Origin of the sequence: Pseudomonas sp. FSL L8-0168 (assembly GCF_037976155.1) — a bacterium.
Lineage (GTDB): Bacteria > Pseudomonadota > Gammaproteobacteria > Pseudomonadales > Pseudomonadaceae > Aquipseudomonas > Aquipseudomonas paracarnis.
Map to the genome: position 1 here is coordinate 4,446,752 of NZ_CP150262.1, position 20,092 is coordinate 4,466,843.

At 60.1% G+C, this 20,092-nt stretch carries 16 protein-coding genes; 6 read left to right on the plus strand and 10 right to left on the minus strand.

The annotated features are described in order from the left end of the window. Nucleotides 1–277: 277 nt before the first annotated feature. The gene (locus MHH62_RS20340; protein ID WP_014720012.1) at nt 278–4,129 is read left to right on the plus strand and encodes a bifunctional diguanylate cyclase/phosphodiesterase; all 3,852 of its coding nucleotides are present in this window, start codon (nt 278–280) and stop codon (nt 4,127–4,129) included. Between the two features lie 235 nt (nt 4,130–4,364). After that, entirely contained in the window at nt 4,365–5,618 is a 1,254-nt protein-coding gene (gene glyA / locus MHH62_RS20345; protein WP_003194304.1) for a serine hydroxymethyltransferase, read from the plus strand. 189 nt (nt 5,619–5,807) lie between these two features. Here the strand turns inward: glyA and yjiA are convergent, their stop codons facing one another. The 3 genes from yjiA to MHH62_RS20360 form a co-directional block, all read right to left on the minus strand. Continuing rightward, nucleotides 5,808–6,764, minus strand: a complete 957-nt coding sequence (yjiA, locus tag MHH62_RS20350; protein ID WP_014720013.1) for a GTPase — start codon at nt 6,762–6,764, stop codon at nt 5,808–5,810. Between the two features lie 183 nt (nt 6,765–6,947). Then, entirely contained in the window at nt 6,948–7,145 is a 198-nt protein-coding gene (locus MHH62_RS20355) for a YbdD/YjiX family protein (protein ID WP_003194308.1), read from the minus strand. 15 nt (nt 7,146–7,160) lie between these two features. Continuing rightward, nucleotides 7,161–9,227: a carbon starvation CstA family protein gene (locus MHH62_RS20360; protein ID WP_014720014.1), complete on the minus strand. Its 2,067-nt coding sequence runs from the start codon at nt 9,225–9,227 to the stop codon at nt 7,161–7,163. A gap of 174 nt (nt 9,228–9,401) precedes the next feature. Between MHH62_RS20360 and MHH62_RS20365 the strand changes: the two genes are divergently transcribed. Next, nucleotides 9,402–9,770, plus strand: coding sequence for a PilZ domain-containing protein (locus tag MHH62_RS20365; RefSeq protein ID WP_339231754.1), 369 nt, complete (start codon nt 9,402–9,404; stop codon nt 9,768–9,770). Nucleotides 9,771–9,898: 128 nt separating this feature from the next. On the opposite strand, the gene radA is transcribed toward MHH62_RS20365, so the two are convergent. Genes radA through katB form a run of 3 tightly spaced genes read right to left on the minus strand, consistent with a single transcriptional unit; the run spans nt 9,899 to nt 13,440 of the window. Then, the gene (radA, locus tag MHH62_RS20370) at nt 9,899–11,266 is read right to left on the minus strand and encodes a DNA repair protein RadA (RefSeq protein ID WP_003194313.1); all 1,368 of its coding nucleotides are present in this window, start codon (nt 11,264–11,266) and stop codon (nt 9,899–9,901) included. A 35-nt stretch (nt 11,267–11,301) separates the two neighbouring features. After that, entirely contained in the window at nt 11,302–11,841 is a 540-nt protein-coding gene (locus MHH62_RS20375; protein WP_014720017.1) for an ankyrin repeat domain-containing protein, read from the minus strand. A 57-nt stretch (nt 11,842–11,898) separates the two neighbouring features. Then, entirely contained in the window at nt 11,899–13,440 is a 1,542-nt protein-coding gene (gene katB / locus MHH62_RS20380) for a catalase KatB (RefSeq protein ID WP_020301753.1), read from the minus strand. A 287-nt stretch (nt 13,441–13,727) separates the two neighbouring features. Between katB and mscL the strand changes: the two genes are divergently transcribed. After that, a complete protein-coding gene (mscL, locus tag MHH62_RS20385) occupies nt 13,728–14,144 on the plus strand; it encodes a large-conductance mechanosensitive channel protein MscL (protein ID WP_014720019.1) in 417 nt (138 codons plus the stop codon). A gap of 41 nt (nt 14,145–14,185) precedes the next feature. Here the strand turns inward: mscL and MHH62_RS20390 are convergent, their stop codons facing one another. Continuing rightward, complete coding sequence (locus MHH62_RS20390; RefSeq protein ID WP_019818025.1) at nt 14,186–14,962, minus strand: ferredoxin--NADP reductase; 777 nt, start codon at nt 14,960–14,962, stop codon at nt 14,186–14,188. 436 nt (nt 14,963–15,398) lie between these two features. Between MHH62_RS20390 and MHH62_RS20395 the strand changes: the two genes are divergently transcribed. Beyond that, nucleotides 15,399–16,109 carry a LuxR family transcriptional regulator gene (locus tag MHH62_RS20395; RefSeq protein ID WP_339231757.1) on the plus strand — a complete coding sequence of 237 codons (711 nt, stop codon included), beginning with the start codon at nt 15,399–15,401 and terminating at the stop codon, nt 16,107–16,109. Between the two features lie 138 nt (nt 16,110–16,247). Then, nucleotides 16,248–17,372 carry a class I SAM-dependent methyltransferase gene (locus MHH62_RS20400; RefSeq protein ID WP_014720022.1) on the plus strand — a complete coding sequence of 375 codons (1,125 nt, stop codon included), beginning with the start codon at nt 16,248–16,250 and terminating at the stop codon, nt 17,370–17,372. A gap of 49 nt (nt 17,373–17,421) precedes the next feature. Here MHH62_RS20400 and MHH62_RS20405 read toward each other — a convergent pair whose 3' ends face one another. Genes MHH62_RS20405 through MHH62_RS20415 form a run of 3 tightly spaced genes read right to left on the minus strand, consistent with a single transcriptional unit; the run spans nt 17,422 to nt 20,047 of the window. Then, nucleotides 17,422–17,586, minus strand: coding sequence for a DUF2474 domain-containing protein (locus MHH62_RS20405; protein ID WP_003194328.1), 165 nt, complete (start codon nt 17,584–17,586; stop codon nt 17,422–17,424). A gap of 12 nt (nt 17,587–17,598) precedes the next feature. After that, on the minus strand, nt 17,599–18,606 hold the full coding sequence (cydB, locus tag MHH62_RS20410; protein ID WP_014720024.1) for a cytochrome d ubiquinol oxidase subunit II: 1,008 nt from the start codon (nt 18,604–18,606) through the stop codon (nt 17,599–17,601). Between the two features lies 1 nt (nt 18,607). Continuing rightward, a complete protein-coding gene (locus MHH62_RS20415; protein WP_014720025.1) occupies nt 18,608–20,047 on the minus strand; it encodes a cytochrome ubiquinol oxidase subunit I in 1,440 nt (479 codons plus the stop codon). Nucleotides 20,048–20,092 lie beyond the last annotated feature (45 nt).

Sequence of the window (20,092 nt, forward strand, 5' to 3'; positions counted from 1 at the left end):
TAGCGTCAGTGACTGATGAATTAAGCGGACGAAGCCCGTGCCAGGCCATGCGCCGCGCGGGCCTTTGACTATCATCAATGCCAGCGAGCAAAAAAAGCCTGAATGTCTGGGGCTGGAACGCCCCCGCGTAACCGGCAAAGCTACCTGAATGCGCTGGGGCAGTCCAGCCAGGCAGGACTGGCACTTTGCCACAACTCAAGGCATGCTAGCCGCCCTTCGGGCGTCCGGCTTATAGTGCACGTCGCGCGCCAGTCCAGCCAAACCGCAGGATCACAGTTTGTCCAACGTCACGCCGCCCACGCCCTTGCGCGCCGCTCATATTGCGCCGGGAGCGCCCCTGCACGGCACCTTGAAAGGCGCGTTGGCGACGCTTGTCCTGCTGTTGCTCGCCCTGTTGTTCTGGCAACTGCTGGACCAATTGCAGCAAAACCAGAAAAACCAACAGCAATACACCATCGACTACAGCGCCGACCTGGCCGAGCAGATCAGCCAGAACATGGCCCTGAGCGCACAGATCGCCCTGAACCTGTTGCCGATTGTCGAGCCGCCGCGCAATGCCGAACAGCAGCAGGCCCTGATGCGCACGCTGCAGCGCTCATTACCGGACCTGCGCAGCTTCGCCCTGCTCGCCCCCAGCGGCGCACTGATCAGCGACACTGCCGAAGGCAGCCAAGACAGTGCCCTGCTCGAAGACCTGGTCAAGCGCAGTCACGCCCAGTCCTACTACCTGAGCAATGATAATGACGGCACGGTCATCTATCTGTTGCTGCACCAACCCAGCGGTGGCTCCAAGGTGTACTGGGCCTTGCGCCTGGCGCCCAATTATCTGGCCAACCTCACACGCCAGGATGTCCAGGGCCAGCGCCCGATGTGGGCAATCGAGAACAGCCTGAACCATCGTGTGGTCAGCCGTGACAGCGGCATGCCGGCGCAGTGGTCCGGCGCCCTGACACCGGATGAATTGAACCGCAGCGTGCTGGTCACGCCGTTGAGCAAAAGCGATTGGCAACTGCGCGGCATGTTTGACCGCAGCGCGGTATTGGAACAACTACTGCCCGCCTTTATCGGCAAGTGCCTGCTGGGCCTGGCGTTCTCGCTGATCCCGGTGATCGTGCTGCTCAACATGCGCCGCCGCCAACGCCAGGTGAACGAAGGCCGGCGACGCTACCAGGACATCTTCGAAGGCACCGGCGTCGCGTTGTGCGTGTTGGACCTGTCGGGGCTCAAGGCGTTTTGCAACAAGACCCAGGTGCAAAGCCGTGAGCAGTTGCACGCCTGGTTGCAGGCCAACCCCACGGAGCGCAAGCAACTGCTCAAGGAGTTGCGCGTCACCGAGGTCAACCAGATGGCCGTGCGCCTGCTCAACGTCGCGTCCTGCGAGCAGGCGTGGGAACGCCTGATCGATGACTGCCCGCGCAATGCCACGTCCATCGGCTATCAGGTGCTGGAAGCCGTACTGACCCGGCAAAAACAGCTGGAGCTGGAAATCCAGCTCAACGACGTGGCCGGCAACGAACAGTACCTGTGGCTGGTGATGCGTTTGCCGGAGCAGCAGGATGACGTCAAGGCCGTGATTCTCAGCATCAGCGACATCACCAGCCGCAAGCTGATCGAGTTGTCGCTGGTGGAGCGTGAAAGCTTCTGGTCGGATGTGGTGCGCACCGTGCCCGACCACCTGTATGTGCAAGACGTGATCAGCCAGCGCATGATTTTCAGCAACCATCATTTGGGTCACACCCTGGGCTACAACAAAGCCGAACTGCAGCAAATGGGTGAGTACTTCTGGGAAATCCTGCTGCACCCCGAAGACGCCGAGCACTACCATGACGCGCGCCAACAACAACGCCAGGTCGGCTATACGACCCAATTGCACTGCCAACTGCGCTTTCGTCACCGCAATAACCAGTGGCGCCGCTTCGATATCCGCGAACAGGCCCTGGCCCGCGATACGTCTACGGTGGTCACCCGGATCATCGGCGTGGCCAAGGACATTACCGACCAGATCGAGGCCAGTGAATCGCTGCGCGACAGTGAACAGCGCTACCGGATGCTGGCCGAAAGCATCAGCGACGTGATCTGCTCCACCGACAGCCAACTGGCCCTCAACTACATCAGCCCCTCGGTCAACACCGTCCTGGGCTATGACGTGGACTGGGTGTTCAAGAACGGCTGGCAGTCGATCGTTGCCAACCCTCAGCAGTTGACCGGCATTTATAGCCTGATGGAACAGGTCAGCCGCGCCCTCGGCAACCCCGACGCCTTGAACACCTTGCGCGATGAACTGCAGACCCAACTGTTTCTGTTCGACTGCCTGCGCGCCGACGGGCGCAAGGTGCCGATAGAACTGCGCCTGGTGCTGGTGTGGGATGAACATGGCGCGTTTGAAGGCATCCTCGGCGTGGGCCGCGATATCAGCCAGCAACGCCGCGCCGAAAAAGACCTGCGCATGGCGGCCACGGTATTCGAGCATTCCACCTCGGCGATCCTGATCACCGACCCGGCCGGTTATATCGTGCAAGCCAACGAGGCGTTCAGCCGGGTCAGCGGCTATGCGGTGAGCGATGTGCTCGACCAGTTGCCCAATATGCTCACCGTCGATGAGCAGCAGGAAGCCCATCTGCGTTATGTGCTCAAGCAATTGCACCAGCACAGCACCTGGGAAGGCGAGGTGTGGCTCAAGCGTCTCAATGGCGAGCATTACCCGGCCTGGGTGGGCATTACCGCGGTGTTCGACGACGAAGGCGACCTGGCCAGTTACGTGTGTTTCTTCAGCGATATCAGCGAGCGCAAGGCCAGTGAGCAGCGCATCCACCGCCTGGCCTACTACGACGCCCTGACCCACCTGCCCAACCGCACCCTGTTCCAGGACCGCCTGCACACCGCGTTGCAGTCCGCCGAACGGCAGAAGTCGTGGGTGGTGCTGATGTTCCTCGACCTTGACCGCTTCAAGCCGATCAACGACTCCCTCGGCCACGCGGCCGGCGACCGCATGCTCAAGGAAATGGCCACGCGCCTGCTCGGCTGCGTGGCCGAGGACGACACCGTGGCGCGCATGGGCGGCGACGAATTCACCTTGCTCCTGCAACCACGGGTCAGCCGCGACATGGCGCTGAACCGCGCCATTCATGTGGCCGAGCAGATCCTCGCCAGCCTGGTCAAACCTTTTGTGCTGGAGGGCCGCGAATTCTTCGTGACCGCCAGCATCGGCATCGCCCTGAGCCCGCAAGACGGCAACGAGCTGAGCCAATTGATGAAAAACGCCGACACGGCGATGTATCACGCTAAAGAGCGCGGCAAGAACAACTTCCAGTTCTACCAGGCCGACATGAACGCCAGCGCCCTGGAGCGCCTGGAGCTGGAAAGCGACCTGCGCCACGCCCTGGACCAGAACGAATTCGTGCTCTATTACCAGCCGCAATTCAGCGGCGACGGCAAACGCCTGACCGGCGCCGAAGCCCTGCTGCGCTGGCGCCACCCGCGCCGTGGCCTGGTACCGCCCGGGGACTTTATCCCGGTGCTGGAAGAGCTCGGGCTGGTGGTGGATGTGGGCGACTGGGTAATCGGCGAAGCCTGCCGCCAGCTCAAGACCTGGCACCAGAACAAGGTGCGCGTGCCGAAAGTCTCAGTGAACATCTCGGCGCGGCAGTTCTCCGACGGCCAACTGGGCACGCGTATCGCCACCATTCTCAAGGACACCGGCCTGCCGCCGGCGTGCCTGGAGCTGGAACTGACCGAAAGTATCCTGATGCGTGAAGTCAACGAAGCCCTGCAGATCCTCGCCAGCCTGAAAAACCTGGGCCTGAGCATTGCGGTGGATGACTTTGGCACCGGCTATTCGTCGCTCAACTACCTCAAGCAATTCCCCATCGATGTGCTGAAGATCGACCGCACCTTCGTCGACGGCCTGCCCTCGGGTGAGCAGGACGCACAGATTGCCCGGGCGATCATTGCCATGGCCCACAGCCTGAACCTGGCGGTGATTGCCGAAGGGGTGGAAACCCATGAGCAGTTAGACTTCCTGCGTGAGCATGGCTGTGATGAGGTGCAGGGTTACCTGTTCGGGCGGCCAATGCCGGCGAATCGGTTTGAGGTGCAGTTCAGTAATGATGCGCTGTTCATGTTTGACTGAAAGTGCCGTCCCTGATCGTTCCCACGCTCTGCGTGGGAGCGCAATTCTGGACGCTCTGCGTCCGCTTTTAAATGTGACGCAGAGCGCCACGGGATGCATTCCCACGCAGAGCGTGGGAACGATCAGGGGCTGAGTGAAAACCACTTGTCCGCGACATGATGTCCTTTCATATGCCATCTAAAACCCATTGGGTTAGAATGCCCTCCTTTTCTGCCCCCGATCCTTGAGGACCGCCATGTTCAGCCGTGATTTGACTATTGCCAAGTACGACGCCGATCTCTTCGCCGCCATGGAGCAAGAAGCCGTGCGCCAGGAAGAGCACATTGAGCTGATCGCTTCGGAAAACTACACCAGCCCTGCGGTGATGGAGGCTCAAGGTTCGGTTCTGACCAACAAGTACGCCGAAGGCTACCCAGGCAAGCGCTACTACGGTGGTTGCGAGTACGTCGACGTGGTTGAGCAGTTGGCCATCGACCGTGCAAAAGAGCTGTTCGGCGCCGATTACGCCAACGTCCAGCCACACGCCGGTTCCCAAGCCAACAGCGCCGTGTACCTGGCCCTGCTGCAAGGCGGCGACACCATCCTGGGCATGAGCCTGGCCCACGGCGGTCACCTGACCCACGGCGCCACGGTTTCGTCCTCCGGCAAGCTGTACAACGCCGTTCAGTACGGTATCGATGCCAACGGCCTGATCGACTACGACGAAGTCGAGCGCCTGGCGGTCGAGCACAAGCCAAAAATGATCGTGGCCGGTTTCTCTGCCTACTCGCAGATCCTGGACTTCCCACGCTTCCGTGAAATCGCCGACAAGGTCGGTGCCTACCTGTTCGTCGACATGGCCCACGTGGCCGGTCTGGTGGCTGCGGGCGTTTACCCCAACCCAGTGCCTTACGCTGACGTGGTCACCACCACGACCCACAAGACCCTGCGCGGTCCACGTGGCGGCCTGATCCTGGCGCGTGCCAACGCCGAGATCGAGAAGAAGCTCAACTCCGCCGTTTTCCCGGGCGCCCAAGGCGGCCCGCTGGAGCACGTGATCGCGGCCAAGGCGATCTGCTTCAAGGAAGCACTGCAGCCTGAGTTCAAGACCTACCAGCAACAAGTGGTCAAGAACGCCAAGACCATGGCCAGCGTGTTCATCGAGCGCGGCTTTGACGTGGTGTCCGGCGGTACTGAAAACCATCTGTTCCTGCTGTCGCTGATCAAGCAGGACATTTCCGGTAAAGATGCTGATGCTGCCCTGGGCAAAGCCTTCATCACCGTGAACAAGAACTCCGTGCCGAACGACCCACGTTCGCCGTTCGTCACCTCCGGCCTGCGCTTCGGCACCCCGGCAGTGACCACCCGTGGCTTCAAGGAAGCCGAGTGCAAGGAACTGGCGGGCTGGATCTGCGACATCCTGGCCGACCTGAACAACGAAGCCGTGATCGACGCGGTACGTGAGAAGGTCAAGGCCATCTGCAAGAAGCTGCCGGTATACGGCGCTTGATGGCAGTTGCGTGAATAAGAAGCCCGGCTCATGAGCCGGGCTTTTTTATGCCGATTTCAATTTGAAACAGGGTCAAGTGTGGGAGCTGGCTTGCCTGCGATGGCGGTTGTGCAGTCAGCCCATCAGTGATTGACCCACCGCTATCGCAGGCAAGCCAGCTCCCACATTGGCGTGCATTTCAAGCCGAGTTCATTGGTAGACCCGCTCAAAGCCTTGGCGAATCTTGTCTTCGGGCAGCTCATCGGCAATAAACACGATCACACTCTCCCGCGCCTCGCCCTCGGCCCATTCGGTATCCCAGTCGAAGCCATACAGCTTCAGCACGCCCTGGAACACCATGCGTCGATCCTCCCCGGCAATGTTCAACACGCCTTTGTAACGCAGCAGTTGCTTGCCATGGTCTTCCAGCAGCTCGTTCATGAACTCGCTGAGACGGTCGATATCCAGCGGCTGGTCGGTGCGTAGCACCAGGCTGGAAATACGGTCCACCGAAGGCGCTGCACTCACCGGGCGCAGGCTCATGCCGGCATTGAGGTTGAAGCCGCGTACGTCCAGCAGCTCGGCCAAATCAATCTTGCCGTGGTCCACTACGCGAATCGGCGCACGGCGGTTGATGCGGGTGAGGCGCTGGCTGAGGGCGTCGAAGCTGGCGTCGTCTACCAAGTCGCGTTTGCTCACCAGCAAGCGGTCGGCAAAGCCGATCTGGGCCTGGGCGATGGTCTGGGTCAGGTGATGCTCGGCGTGGGCCGCATCCACCAAGGTGATGATGCCGTCGAGGATATAACGCTCGCGCAGTTCTTCGTCGATGAAGAACGTCTGGGCCACCGGCGCCGGGTCGGCCAGGCCGGTGCATTCGATCACCAGCCGGTCGAAGGCGATCTCGCCGCTGTCCAGGCGTTCCAGCAGCAGGTACAGGGCTTTGGTCAGGTCGGTGTGGATGGTGCAGCACACGCAGCCGTTGGACAGGGTCATCACTTGCACCGGCTCGTCGCCCAGCAGTTGGGTGTCGATACCGGCGTCACTGAATTCGTTTTCGATCACGGCGATTTTCAAGCCGTGCTCGGCTTTGAGCAGGTGGCGCAGCAAGGTGGTCTTGCCGGCGCCGAGAAAGCCACTGAGGATGGTGACGGGGATGGGAGAGGACAAGAGATTCTCCTTGAAGAAAAACAGAAACAAATGTGGGAGCAAAGGCCCCTGTGGGAGCTGGCTTGCCTGCGATGCAGACAACTCGGTGCTTGCGTCAGACCGAGGTGATGCTATCGCAGGCAAGCCAGCTCCCACAGAAAGCCCTGCTCCCACAGGGATATTGCATTGGCCCGCGTTACCGGGTCAGCAGCACTTGGGCCCACCCTTGCCGCCGTAACGGGCTTCCTGGCGTTCCCGGAAGAACGCCTTGTAGTCCATCACCGGCTTGTCCGGGTGTTTGGTTTGCATATGCTCGACGTAGGTGTCGTAGTCGGGCATGCCGACCATCAGGCGGGCGGCCTGACCGAGGTATTTACCGAGGCGACTGATGTCATTGAACATGCTTGCAATCCTCGTTTACGCGTCCGGTACAGCCTGGAACGGGGCTTCTTTATCCGTACGTTCTTTGTTACCCCAGGCGGCGACGCCGACTTTGAGCGCATAGAACAGGATGCTGAACACCACGAACAGGAACAGCGCCGTCAGCGTTGCGTTGGTGTAGGCGTTCCAGATCACGTGCTGCATCTGGTCGATGCTCTTGGCCGGGGCGAGGATCTGGCCGTTAGCCAGGGCATCGCTGTATTTCTTGGCCAGCGACAGGAAGCCGATCGCCGGGTTGGCGTCGAACAGCTTGATGAAGCCTGCCGTGGTGGTGCAGATCAGCAGCCAGACAGCCGGCAACATGGTCACCCAGATGTAGCGCTGACGCTTCATTTTGATCAGCACAACGGTCGCCAGCATCAGCGCGATACCGGCCAGCATCTGGTTGGAGATACCGAACAGCGGCCACAAGGTATTGATGCCACCCAGCGGGTCGATCACGCCCTGGTACAGCAAGTAACCCCACATCGCCACGCAGCCTGCGGTAGCAATCAGGTTGGCAGTCCAGGACTCGGTGCGTTTGAGCGCAGGCACGAAGGAACCGAGCAGGTCTTGCAGCATGAAACGACCGGCGCGGGTACCGGCATCCACTGCCGTAAGGATGAACAGCGCTTCGAACAGGATCGCAAAGTGGTACCAGAACGCCATGGTGTTTTCACCCGGCAGCACGCTGTGCAGGATCTGCGCGATACCTACCGCCAAAGTCGGCGCGCCGCCGGCACGTGCCAGGATGGTGGTTTCACCGATATCGTGGGCAACGGCTGACAGCGCCTCAGGCGTAATGGCAAAGCCCCAACTGCTGACGGTTTGCGCCACGGTGACCACGTCGGTGCCGACAATGGCAGCCGGGCTGTTCATGGCGAAGTACACGCCAGGCTCAATCACCGAGGCGGCAACCATCGCCATGATGGCCACGAACGACTCCATCAGCATGCCGCCGTAACCGATGTAACGGGCATGGCTCTCACTGGCGAGCAACTTGGGCGTGGTGCCCGAGGAGATCAGCGCATGGAAGCCCGAGACCGCGCCACAGGCAATGGTGATGAACAGGAACGGGAACAGGCCGCCCTTCCACACCGGGCCGGTGCCGTCGATGAACTGGGTGAGAGCCGGCATTTTCAGATCAGGCATGGTGATCAGGATGCCAATCGCCAGGGCGATGATGGTGCCGATTTTCAGGAACGTCGACAGGTAGTCGCGGGGCGCCAGAATCAGCCACACCGGCAGCACAGCGGCCACGAAACCGTAGCCGATCAGCATCCAGGTGATCTGGATACCGGTGAAGGTGAACGCCTTGGCCCACACCGGATCAGCGGCAATCTGCCCGCCCAGCCAGATCGAACCGAGCAGCAACAGCACGCCGATGATCGAGATTTCACCGATGCGGCCCGGGCGGATGTAGCGCATGTAGATGCCCATGAACATCGCGATCGGGATGGTCGCCATCACCGTGAAGATGCCCCATGGGCTCTCGGCCAGGGCTTTGACCACGATCAGCGCCAGCACCGCGAGGATGATGATCATGATCAGGAAGCAGCCGAACAGCGCGATGGTCCCGGGAATGCGGCCCATCTCTTCGCGCACCATATCCCCCAGGGAACGGCCGTTGCGACGGGTGGACAGGAACAGGACCATGAAGTCTTGCACCGCACCGGCCAGCACCACCCCGGCAATCAGCCACAGGGTACCGGGCAGATAGCCCATTTGCGCCGCCAGCACCGGGCCCACCAACGGGCCTGCACCGGCAATCGCCGCAAAGTGGTGACCGAAAAGAATGTGTTTGTTGGTCGGCACATAGTCCAGACCATCGTTGTTGACCACCGCAGGGGTTGCCCGCCGGGGATCGAGTTGCATCACGTTGTTGGCGATGAACAGACTGTAGTAACGGTACGCAACCAGGTAGATGGCCACCGCAGCGACCACAATCCACAAGGCGTTGATCGCCTCGCCGCGGCGCAAGGCCACTACGCCCAGGGCGCACGCTCCTACAATTGCCAGCACCAGCCAGGGTAAGTGGCGTAGCAGGCTATTATTATTTTTCATTTTTATATTCCAGCCAGGGTGGACAGAAAGGACAGCCAGCCCGAGTTTAGCGCTACTGGCCTTAAAGACCAGCCCCCTACGTTGGTCTAGAGCCTTCAACCGTTAAAAAAAGCCGAAATAAACGCCCCTTGATGGCCCCGGGCTACACTCCTCCCATTCACAGAGGGCTATACCATGACCGAACATGCGTCTGAACGTCGCCGTTTTCGCCGAATCGCCTTTGATGCCACGGCCGAACTTCGGCAAAACGGCAGCGAATGGCCGGTGAAAATGGTGGATCTGTCACTCAAGGGATTGCTGGTGGAACGGCCTGACGACTGGAAGGGGAATAAAGCGCTGCCCTTTGACGTCGACATACGCCTGGACCAGAAGACGCATATAAAGATGCAAGCGCGGCTGACCCATGAAGATCAGGGCCAATTGGGCTTTGTATGCAAGCACATTGATCTGGACTCGATCAGCCATTTGCGTAGGTTCGTTGAGTTGAACCTGGGTGATGAGCAAGAACTGGAGCGCGAGTTGGGCGCCCTGCTGGAGCTTTAGCCGCCAACATGAATCAAGGGTGGGAGCTGGCTTGCCTGCGATGGCGGTGTATCAGACAAGGATGGGTAAGCTGACCCGCCGCTATCGCAGGCAAGCCAGCTCCCACAGGTGTTCAGCAGTGTTGCGGATTATTCGAACAGGGCATCCAACGCCTGCTCCAGCCGCGTCACAGCAATAATCTGCAACCCCGGCGGCGCCTCCTTCGGCGCATTGCCCTTGGGCACAATCGCCCGTTTGAAGCCATGCTTGGCCGCTTCCTTCAACCGCTCCTGCCCACTCGGCACCGGGCGCACTTCGCCCGACAACCCCACCTCCCCAAACACCAGCAAGTCATGGGGCAACGGCCGATTACGCAGGCTGGACATCACCGCCGCCATCAACGCCAGGTCGGACGCGGTTTCCAACACCTTGACCCCGCCCACCACGTTGAGGAACACATCCTGGTCGTGGGTCGGAATGCCACCATGCCGGTGCAGCACCGCCAGCAGCATCGCCAGGCGGTTCTGGTCCAGCCCCAGCGTGACCCGCCGTGGGTTGGCCAAATGGCTGTCATCCACCAGCGCCTGGACTTCCACCAGCATCGGCCGGGTGCCTTCCCAGGTGGCCATCACCACACTGCCTGGGACTTCTTCCTGAGCGCGGGTGAGAAAAATCGCCGAGGGGTTCGAGACTTCTTTCAGCCCCCGGTCGGTCATGGCGAACACCCCCAGTTCGTTGACGGCGCCAAAACGGTTCTTCACCGCTCGCAGCAAGCGCAGGCGACCGTCGGATTCCCCTTCGAAATACAACACGGTGTCGACCATGTGTTCCAACACCCGTGGCCCGGCCAGTGCGCCTTCCTTGGTCACGTGGCCGACCAGGAAGATCGCCGTGCCGCTCTGCTTGGCGTAACGCACCAACAGCGCCGCGCTTTCGCGCACCTGGGACACACCGCCGGGTGCCGATTGCAGTTGTTCAGTGAAAATCGTCTGGATCGAGTCGATAACCATGACCTTGGGCTTTTCGATGCGCGCCGTGGCGATGATGCTTTCGATGCAGGTTTCGGTCATGACCCGCAGTTGGTCCTGGGGCAAGCCCAGGCGCCGGGCGCGCATGGCCACTTGCTGCTGGGACTCTTCGCCGGTGACATACAGCGCAGGCATGCGGCTGGCGATGCTGCACAGGGTTTGCAACAGGATCGTGGACTTGCCGATGCCCGGGTCACCGCCAATCAATACCACCGAGCCGTCCACCAGGCCACCGCCCAGCACCCGGTCCAATTCGCCGGAGGCGGTGGAAAAGCGCGGGATTTCTTCGACGCTGACTTCGGCCAGGGTCTTGATCTGCGCCTGTTGCCCGGTCCAGCCGGCACGGCCGGTGGGGGCCGCGGCACCGCCGCTCTCGATCATGGTTTCAGTCAGGGTGTTCCACGCGCCGCATTCGGAGCACTGGCCCGCCCATTTGGGAAAGGTCGCGCCGCACTCTGTGCAGCCGTACATGCGCTTGGCCTTTGCCATATGAGAACCTCCAACCGAAAAACCGCGATGATAGCTCAGCGCGACGCTGGGGTCCGGATTTCGCCATTAGCCAAACGTGAAGCGCTGTTACCGACCGGGTCTTCGGCGTTCAGGTCGGCGCCTTTGGCTTGCAGCGCGCCCAGCAACTCGACGCGCTTGAACAACCCGGCGTACATGGCGGCGGTCTGCCCTGCGCCGTTGCGTTGGTCGGGGTTGCAGTCGGTGGCCAACAGGCGCTGGGCGATTTTCAGCTCACCTTTGAAGATGGCGCCCATCAACGCTGTGTTACCGCGTTTATCCTGCACGCAGGCGTCGGCGCCGGCATCGAGCAGACGCTCCACATACGGGCCCTGGCCGTGATAAGCAGCCAGGATCAATGCGGTGTAGCCCTTGTCATCCTGGGCATTGAGGCCGTAGCCGGACTCTATGAAGGTGTTGAGCATGTCGAGGTCGCCACGACGGGCGGCGTCGAAATAGTAGTCCTGCAACTGTGCCTTGAGCGCCACCGGGTCGGGGGACTCGGCATGGGCAGCGAAGGCCAGCATGGCCATCAGTAAACCGATAGTGATGCGCATAGGGTGTTCTCCTGCCAAAGGTCGACGCCCGTGAAGGCGCCGACCATAACCAACGAATCAGTCAGTCAGTTTTTCCGCCAGCGCCTTTACGCGAGCCAGGTCGCCCTTGGCGACCTTGGCCACGCCAGTGCCGTACTCGGGATCGGCCTTGTAGAGGAACGACAGGATGATGTGCTTGCTCTCGTCATCGGTGGTGGCCAATGAGCCGCCGAAGTTGTTGATCAGGTCTTCGCGCTCTTTCTTGGTGTAGGAACGGTACAGGTCACCCGCCTGCTTGAAGTTCTGCTCACGCTGGATCTTGGCCTGCTGGGTGCTGCCCGACAGCGGCGCCTGGCTGTAGCGTGCGGCTTGAGGCTCTTCGCGCGGCAACAGGCGGCTTGGCTGGTAATTCACACCGGTGGTGGTCTTGCCAAAGTTCATCGCGCCATCCTGGTTGCCGTTGTTGACGGTGACCCGTGGAGCGTTGATCGGCAACTGCAGGGCGTTCGCGCCCAGGCGGTACATCTGCGTATCGGCGTAGGAGAACACCCGCCCCTGCAGCAAGCGGTCTTCCGACGGCTCGATACCCGGTACCAGGTTGGCCGGGGCCATCGCGACTTGCTCGGTTTCCTGGAACACATTGGCCGGGTTGCGGTTCAGCACCATTTGCCCGACTTTGCGCTCGGGCACATTCGGCCAGATCTTGGTGGCATCCAGTGGGTCGAAATCAAACTTGGCCAGGTCTTCAGGCTTGAGCACCTGCACATACAGGTCCCACTTAGGGAAGTCGCCTTTGTTGATGTGCGTGACCAGATCATTGGTCATATGGCTGTAGTCACGCCCTTGTACTTCGGTAACTTGCTTGGGATCAAGGTTCTTGATGCCCTGCAGGCTCTTCCAATGAAACTTGACGTAGTGCACTTCACCTTTAGTGTTAATCAACTTGTAGGCATGTACGCCATTGCCGTCCATTTCGCGGTAACTGGCGGGGGTGCCGGAGTCCGAGTACAACTCGGTCAGTGTACGAGTGGACTCTGGAACATGGGAGAAGAAGTCGAAACGGCGCGAGTCATCGTCCAGGTTAGTGCGCGGGTCCGGTTTAAAGGCATGGACCATGTCCGGGAACTTGATGGCATCGCGAATAAAGAACGTGGGGAAGTTATTACCGACCAGGTCCCAGTTACCTTCGGCGGTATAGAACTTCGTGGCGAAGCCCCGTGGGTCCCGCAGGGTTTCCGGGGAGTGGTTGCCATGCACCACCGCCGAGAAGCGCACGAACACCGGCGTGGTTTCACCGGCGGCGAACACCTTGGCCTTGGTCAGGTCGCTGAGGTTGTCGGTCACGGTGAAGGTGCCATGGGCGCCCGTGCCGCGCGCGTGCACCACGCGCTCCGGGATGCGTTCGCGGTCGAAGCGCTGCAGCTTCTGGATCAGTTGCACATCCTGCAGCAACACCGGGCCATTGGCGCCGGCGGTCTGGGAGTTCTGGTTATCACCGACGTTGGCCCCGTTATCGCGGGTCAGGTTGGCGGCTTGCACAGAGAGGGAAAGCAGGCTGGCGGTCACCAGTGCCAGCGCGTGGCGCGCCGACACGGGCCTGCGGCTGATTGGAGTATTCATCGAGGTTTCCTCTGGTTTTTTTAATGCACATTCAGTTGTGCTTGCCAGAGGCTAGTGACCTGCGAGTCAGAAGATAAATAGAAAAACACCACAGACCCGATTAAGAAAAAAATCTGGTAACCCGCTGAAATAGCGGCTAATTCGCGCGCGATTGATGGCACTTTGCAAACTATTTGCGATTTGATGTGTCGATAAAAACCGACAGTGTTAACAGTTGTGTCGAGCAAGCGCTGTTCGACTGAATTACACTGACCTCCACCCTCCTCAACTGTAACAAGGAATAACCTATGGGCGTGATCAGTGAGTTCAAGGCCTTCGCGGTCAAAGGTAATGTGGTCGACATGGCCGTCGGTATCATCATCGGTGCTGCCTTCGGCAAGATTGTTTCCTCATTTGTAGGCGACGTGATAATGCCTCCCATCGGCCTGCTGATCGGTGGCGTGGACTTTGCCGATCTGGCCGTCACGCTCAAGGCCGCACAAGGTGATGTACCCGCTGTTGTCCTGGCCTACGGCAAGTTCATCCAGAGCATCATCGACTTTATAATCGTCGCGTTTGCAATCTTCATGGGCGTGAAGGCGATCAACCGTCTGAAGCGCGAAGAAGCCGTGGCCCCAAGCCTGCCGCCGACGCCGAGCAAGGAAGAAGTGCTGCTGGGCGAGATCCGCGATCTGCTCAAGGCACAGAACAACAAGCCGCTTTAACCGGCGGATGCAAAAAAGGCGCCTCGCAAGGCGCCTTTTTTCTACCAATAATTTTCTACCGCCACCTGGCCAGGCCGTCGGCTCAGGCTCAGTTGCATGTCCCGCTGCTTGAGCAACTGGCGCGTGTCATCGACCATCTGTGGGTTGCCGCAAATCAGTACGCGCGAATCCTGCGCCGTCAGCTCCACGCCGGCGGCCCGCTCCAATTCGCCATTTTCGATCAAGGCCGTAATACGCCCATTCAACGCGCCCGGATGCTGCTCGCGGGTGACGATGGGAATGTAGGTGAGCTTGTGGGCGTACTCGGCCAGGTACTCGCGCTCACCCAGCGTGTCGATCAGCGACTGGTAGGCCAGTTCCTTGGCTTCCCGGGCGCTGTACACCAGGATGATGCGCTCGAATTTTTCCCAGACTTCGAAGTCCTGCAGGATCGACAGGAACGGCGCGACGCCCGTACCGGTTCCCAGCAACCACAGGTCGCGCCCGTCGACAAAGCGGTTGAGGGTCAGAAAACCCGTAGCCTGGCGCTCTACCAGCAAGGTATCGCCCACCTTCAGACGGCTCAGTTCACTGGTGAACTCACCACCGGGGACCACGATGGAAAAGAAATCCAGATGCTCATCAAACGGCGAAGACACGATGGAATAGGCACGCCACACGGTGCTGCCATCCGCCTTGGTAACGCCCAGGCGCACGAACTGGCCGGCGGTAAAACGAAAACCGGCATCGCGGGTGGTGCGCAGGGTGAACAGGCTGGGGGTCAGCGATTGCACATCGAGCAGGGTCTGGCGGGTAAATTTCTCAGCACTGGCCGTCATGGGGGGCTCCGTTTTGCACAGGCCTTTAGTGTCCCTCAAAACAGCCCGCGCAAACACCGATGATTGGTACTGGCTTTGCAATCGCTCAAAGCACACTCAGCTGGGCTGCACGTTTTTTGCCCATCACGGGGTCAACCATGCACTCCACTGCGGAACTAACTATTTGGCTATTAACGTGCCCCGAATACCTCACTAGAAGCAACGGCACTTACAGCGACATCATTTTGATACCACCTTCAAAACATTGAAAAAAAAGCCCCTGCCAAGCGCTCCTATACAAAACTTCGAGTCTTGTACAAAACCGGCGAACTAAACGAGCCCTGTAGATAAAATTTTTTTTAAACTCAGTTGTAGGACTTACCCTACACTTCTTTTCGAGTTGCATTGGGAGATCAGGACGTACCCAGGTTACACAGACACCTATGGAGAGTCACCGATGGTCAATTGGCATAATACCCGGCTACCCAAGCTGGACGGCGAGAGTGAAATCACCAGTGTGTTTGAGATGGTGATAAACCACACCTATGAACGAGGCTTCGAATATTGCTCCTTTACCATGAGCACCCAATCACAATGCCCCCATACAAAACCAATTTTATTCAATAACTATCCAAATGAATGGCTCAGTATTTATAAAAAAGCACACTTCTTCGATGTAGACCCCGTTGTAACCCACTGTAAAACTTCGGTACTGCCCATTCTCTGGGAGCAAAAAACCTTTGCTGACGCCCCCCAGCTGTGGGAGTTGGCCCAGGCATGCGGAGTGCATTTCGGCTGGACCCAACCCGTGCATGATTTCCAGGGGGTGTTCAGCATGCTGACCCTGGTTCGCAGCAAGGGCAAGGTCACCCCTGCAGAGCTCTACGAAAAAACCGCCCAGGTGTTGTGGCTTTGCCATGTGATGCATGCGGTGGTCGCGCGCAAGTACGCCAACGCACCCGAGATCAAAGCGCCCAGCAAATTGACTGCCCGGGAAACAGAAATACTCAAGTGGTCCGCGATGGGCAAGACCGCCTCCGAGATTGCCGCGATTCTTTGCCTGTCCGAGCGCACCGTGGGCTTTCATATCAGCAGTACCTTCAAGAAGCTGGGCGTGCATAACAAGATCCAGGCGGTGCTGCGTGCCGCTAAAGCCGGGCTGTTTTAGCCCACGCAAAACACCGCATGTCATCGCGTTGAAAAAAACGTAATATTTACGGCCAATTCTGAGTGTTGAGGGTGCGCTTCGCGTGGCCCCCGCCGTTCACTCAGACGGTCCGTCGATTACCCAGAGCCTTGCCCCGCCATGCCCCTGCTTGACAGCCCTTTCGCCCAGCTCGACCTGATTCGTCAGCCAGAGCAACACAATGATCCGCTGCAAGCCTTCGATGCCGCCGACGAATACCTGCTCAGCCACCTCGCCGCGCAACAGCCCACTGCCGCCACCCGCGTGCTGGTCCTCAATGACAGCTTCGGCGCCCTGGCGGCCAGCCTTCAGGGCCAGGTACAGGTAACCTCCAGCGGCGATTCGTTCCTCGCCGCCCAGGGCCTGGAAAAAAACCTGGTGCGCAACGGCAAGCCCTTCGATGCCGTGCCCTTCATACCGGCTAGCCAGCTCGCGACCGGGCCGTTCGATCGCGTGTTGATCCGCGTGCCGAAAACCCTGGCGTTGCTGGAAGAACAACTGATCCGCCTGCAAGGGCAACTGGCGCCCGGCGCCGAGGTGATCGCAGGTGCGATGGTCAAGCATTTGCCCCGGGCCGCAGGTGAATTGCTGGAGCGTTACATCGGGCCCATGCACGCCTCATTGGCGGTCAAAAAGGCACGGTTGCTGATCGCCAGCGTCGAGCAGCGCCCTGCCGCGGTCTCGCCCTACCCGACCCGCTATACCCTGGATGCGCCGGTCATCGAGTTGTGTAACCACGCCAACGTGTTTTGCCGCGAAGGCCTGGACATCGGCACCCGTGCCTTCCTGCCGCATCTGCCAAAAAGCCTGGGCAGCGCCCGCGTGGCGGACCTGGGCTGCGGCAACGGCGTACTGGCGATTGCCAGCGCCCTGCAAAACCCCGACGCGCACTACACCTTGGTGGATGAGTCGTATATGGCAGTGCAATCGGCCGCCGAAAACTGGCAAGCCGCCTTGGGTGAACGGGACGTCAGCGTACGTGCCGACGATGGCCTGGCCGGCCAGGAGGCGCAATCGCTGGACGTGGTGCTGTGCAACCCGCCGTTCCACCAACAACAAGTGGTCGGTGACTTCCTCGCCTGGCGTATGTTCCAGCAGGCACGCGAAGCACTGGTGGTCGGTGGCGCCTTGTACATCGTCGGGAATCGTCACCTGGGCTACCACAGCAAGCTGGCGCGGCTGTTCCGTGGTGTCGAGCAAGTAGCGGCCACGCCCAAGTTCGTGATCCTCAAGGCGCGTAAATAAAAAAGCCCTGCTTTTCGATCAAGAAAAGCAGGGCTTTTTCGTAGGAGTATCAGTGCGTGCTCAGGCCTGCCGCATTCATGAACATGCGCATCAGGCTGGCCACCACAAACAGGGCCAGCACGCTGCCGGTCCAGATCATCGCCAGCCACCCCAGGCGCCGCCACAATGGCTGCTTCTCGGCCTGTTCAATTTCGTGCAACGAAGGTTTGGACATGTTTCAACCCTCCTAGTGATAGCCGTCTTCGTGGGTGACCTTGCCGCGGAACACGTAGTAGCTCCAGAAGGTGTAGCCCAGGATGAACGGGATGATGAACAACGTGCCCACCAGCATGAAGCCCTGGCTTTGCGGCGGCGCGGCGGCATCCCAGATCGACACGGACGGCGGGATGATGTTCGGCCACAGGCTGATCCCCAGGCCACTGTAGCCGAGGAAAATCAGCACCAGCGTCAACAGGAACGGCGTGTAGTGCGCATTACGTGCCACGGCGCGGATCAGCCCGTACATGGTAACCAGCACCAGGATCGGCACCGGCAGGAACCAGAACAGGTTCGGCAAGGTGAACCAGCGCGACGCGATTTCCGGGTGGGTCAGCGGCGTCCAGATGCTGACGATGCCGATCACCGCCAACACCACGAAGGCCAATGGCCGCGCCAGGTTGTGCATCTGCTCCTGCAACTTGCCTTCGGTCTTCATGATCAGCCAGGTGCAGCCGAGCAAGGCATACGCCACGATCAGCGCCACGCCGCAGAACATCGTGAAGGGTGTGAGCCAGTCCAGTGAGCCGCCGGCGAACTGGCGATCCACCACCGGAATACCGTCGATAAAGGCGCCCAACGCCACCCCCTGGAAGAAAGTCGCCGCCAGCGAGCCGCCAATAAACGCCTTGTCCCACAGGTGACGCTTGTGGTCCTTGGCCTTGAAGCGGAACTCAAAGGCCACGCCGCGGAAGATCAGCCCGATCAGCATCAAGATCAGCGGCAGGTACAGCGCCGACAGCACCACCGAATAGGCCAGCGGGAACGCGCCGAACAACGCCGCGCCGCCGAGTACCAGCCAGGTTTCGTTGCCGTCCCATACGGGCGCCACGGTGTTCATCATCACGTCACGGTCGACTTTGCCCGGGATAAACGGAAAAAGAATGCCGATCCCCAGGTCGAAGCCGTCCATGACCACGTACATCATGATGCCGAAGATGATGATCACGGCCCAGATCAGCGGAAGATCAATACCCATCTCAATTCCCCTTGTGCTGGATGTGGTCGTGGTCGTTATCACTGCCATCGTCGGCAGCAGACAACGGACGCGCCGGGGTGCGTTTCTGGCCAGGGCCACCGTGGGCTGGCTCGGTGCTGTCGTGGGTCACGGGGCCTTTGCGTACCAGGCGCATCATGTAGCCCAGGCCCGCACCGAACAGCGCGAAGTACACCACCACGAACAACACCAGGGTAATGGTCATCTGCGTCAGGCTATGCCCGGAGGAGGCATCCGCCGTGCGCATCAACCCGTAGACCACCCAGGGCTGGCGACCGATTTCGGTGGTGAACCAGCCGGCAAGAATCGCAATCAGGCCAGACGGGCCCATCCACAACGCCAGGTACAGGAACGGTTTGGACGTGTACATCTTGTCGCCCCGGCGCAGCCACAGGCTGAACAGACCGGTGAAGATCATCAGGAACCCCAGGCCGACCATGACCCGGAACGACCAGAACACAACGGTGGAGTTGGGGCGGTCTTCAGGCGGGAACTCCTTGAGCGCCGGCACCTGCTTGTCCAGGGAGTGAGTCAGGATCAGGCTACCCAGGTACGGAATCTCGACCGCGTATTTGGTTTTCTCGGCTTTCATGTCCGGCCAGCCGAACAGGATCAGCGGCGTGGGTTCGTTGCCGATATTTTCCCAGTGGCCTTCAATCGCGGCGATCTTGGCCGGCTGATGCTTGAGGGTATTGAGGCCGTGGAAGTCGCCGATCACCGCCTGGATGGGCGCAACGATCAAGGCCATCCACATCGCCATCGAGAGCATTTTGCGGATCGCCGGGTTGTCCTTGCCGCGCAGTAGATGCCAGGCCGCCGACGAGCCGACGAAGAAGGCCGTGGCCACGAACGCCGCTGTGGCCATGTGCATCAGGCGGTAGGGGAACGAGGGGTTGAAGATCACCGCCAACCAGTCGGTCGGTATCACGCGGCCATCGATGATTTCAAAGCCCTGAGGCGTCTGCATCCAGCTGTTGGAGGCGAGAATCCAGAACGTGGAGATCAACGTACCCACGGCCACCATCACGGTGGCGAAGAAGTGCAGCTTGCGCCCCACCTTGTTCCAGCCAAACAACATCACCCCCAGGAAACCGGCCTCGAGGAAGAAGGCCGTGAGCACTTCGTACGTCAGCAACGGCCCGGTGACGGCACCGGCGAAGTCTGAGAAGCGGCTCCAGTTGGTGCCGAACTGGTAGGCCATGACCAGGCCCGATACCACACCCATGCCGAAGTTGACGGCAAAGATCTTCGACCAGAAATGATAGAGGTCACGGTAGGTGTCGTTGTGGGTCTTGAGCCACAAGCCCTCCAGCACCGCAAGGTAACTGGCCAGGCCGATGGTGATCGCCGGGAACAGGATGTGGAATGAGATGGTGAACGCGAATTGAATTCGGGCGAGATCTAGCGCCTCCAAACCGAACATAAGTCTTCCTCTGTCAGGTAATACCGGCTGCTGGCTGGGAGCCTG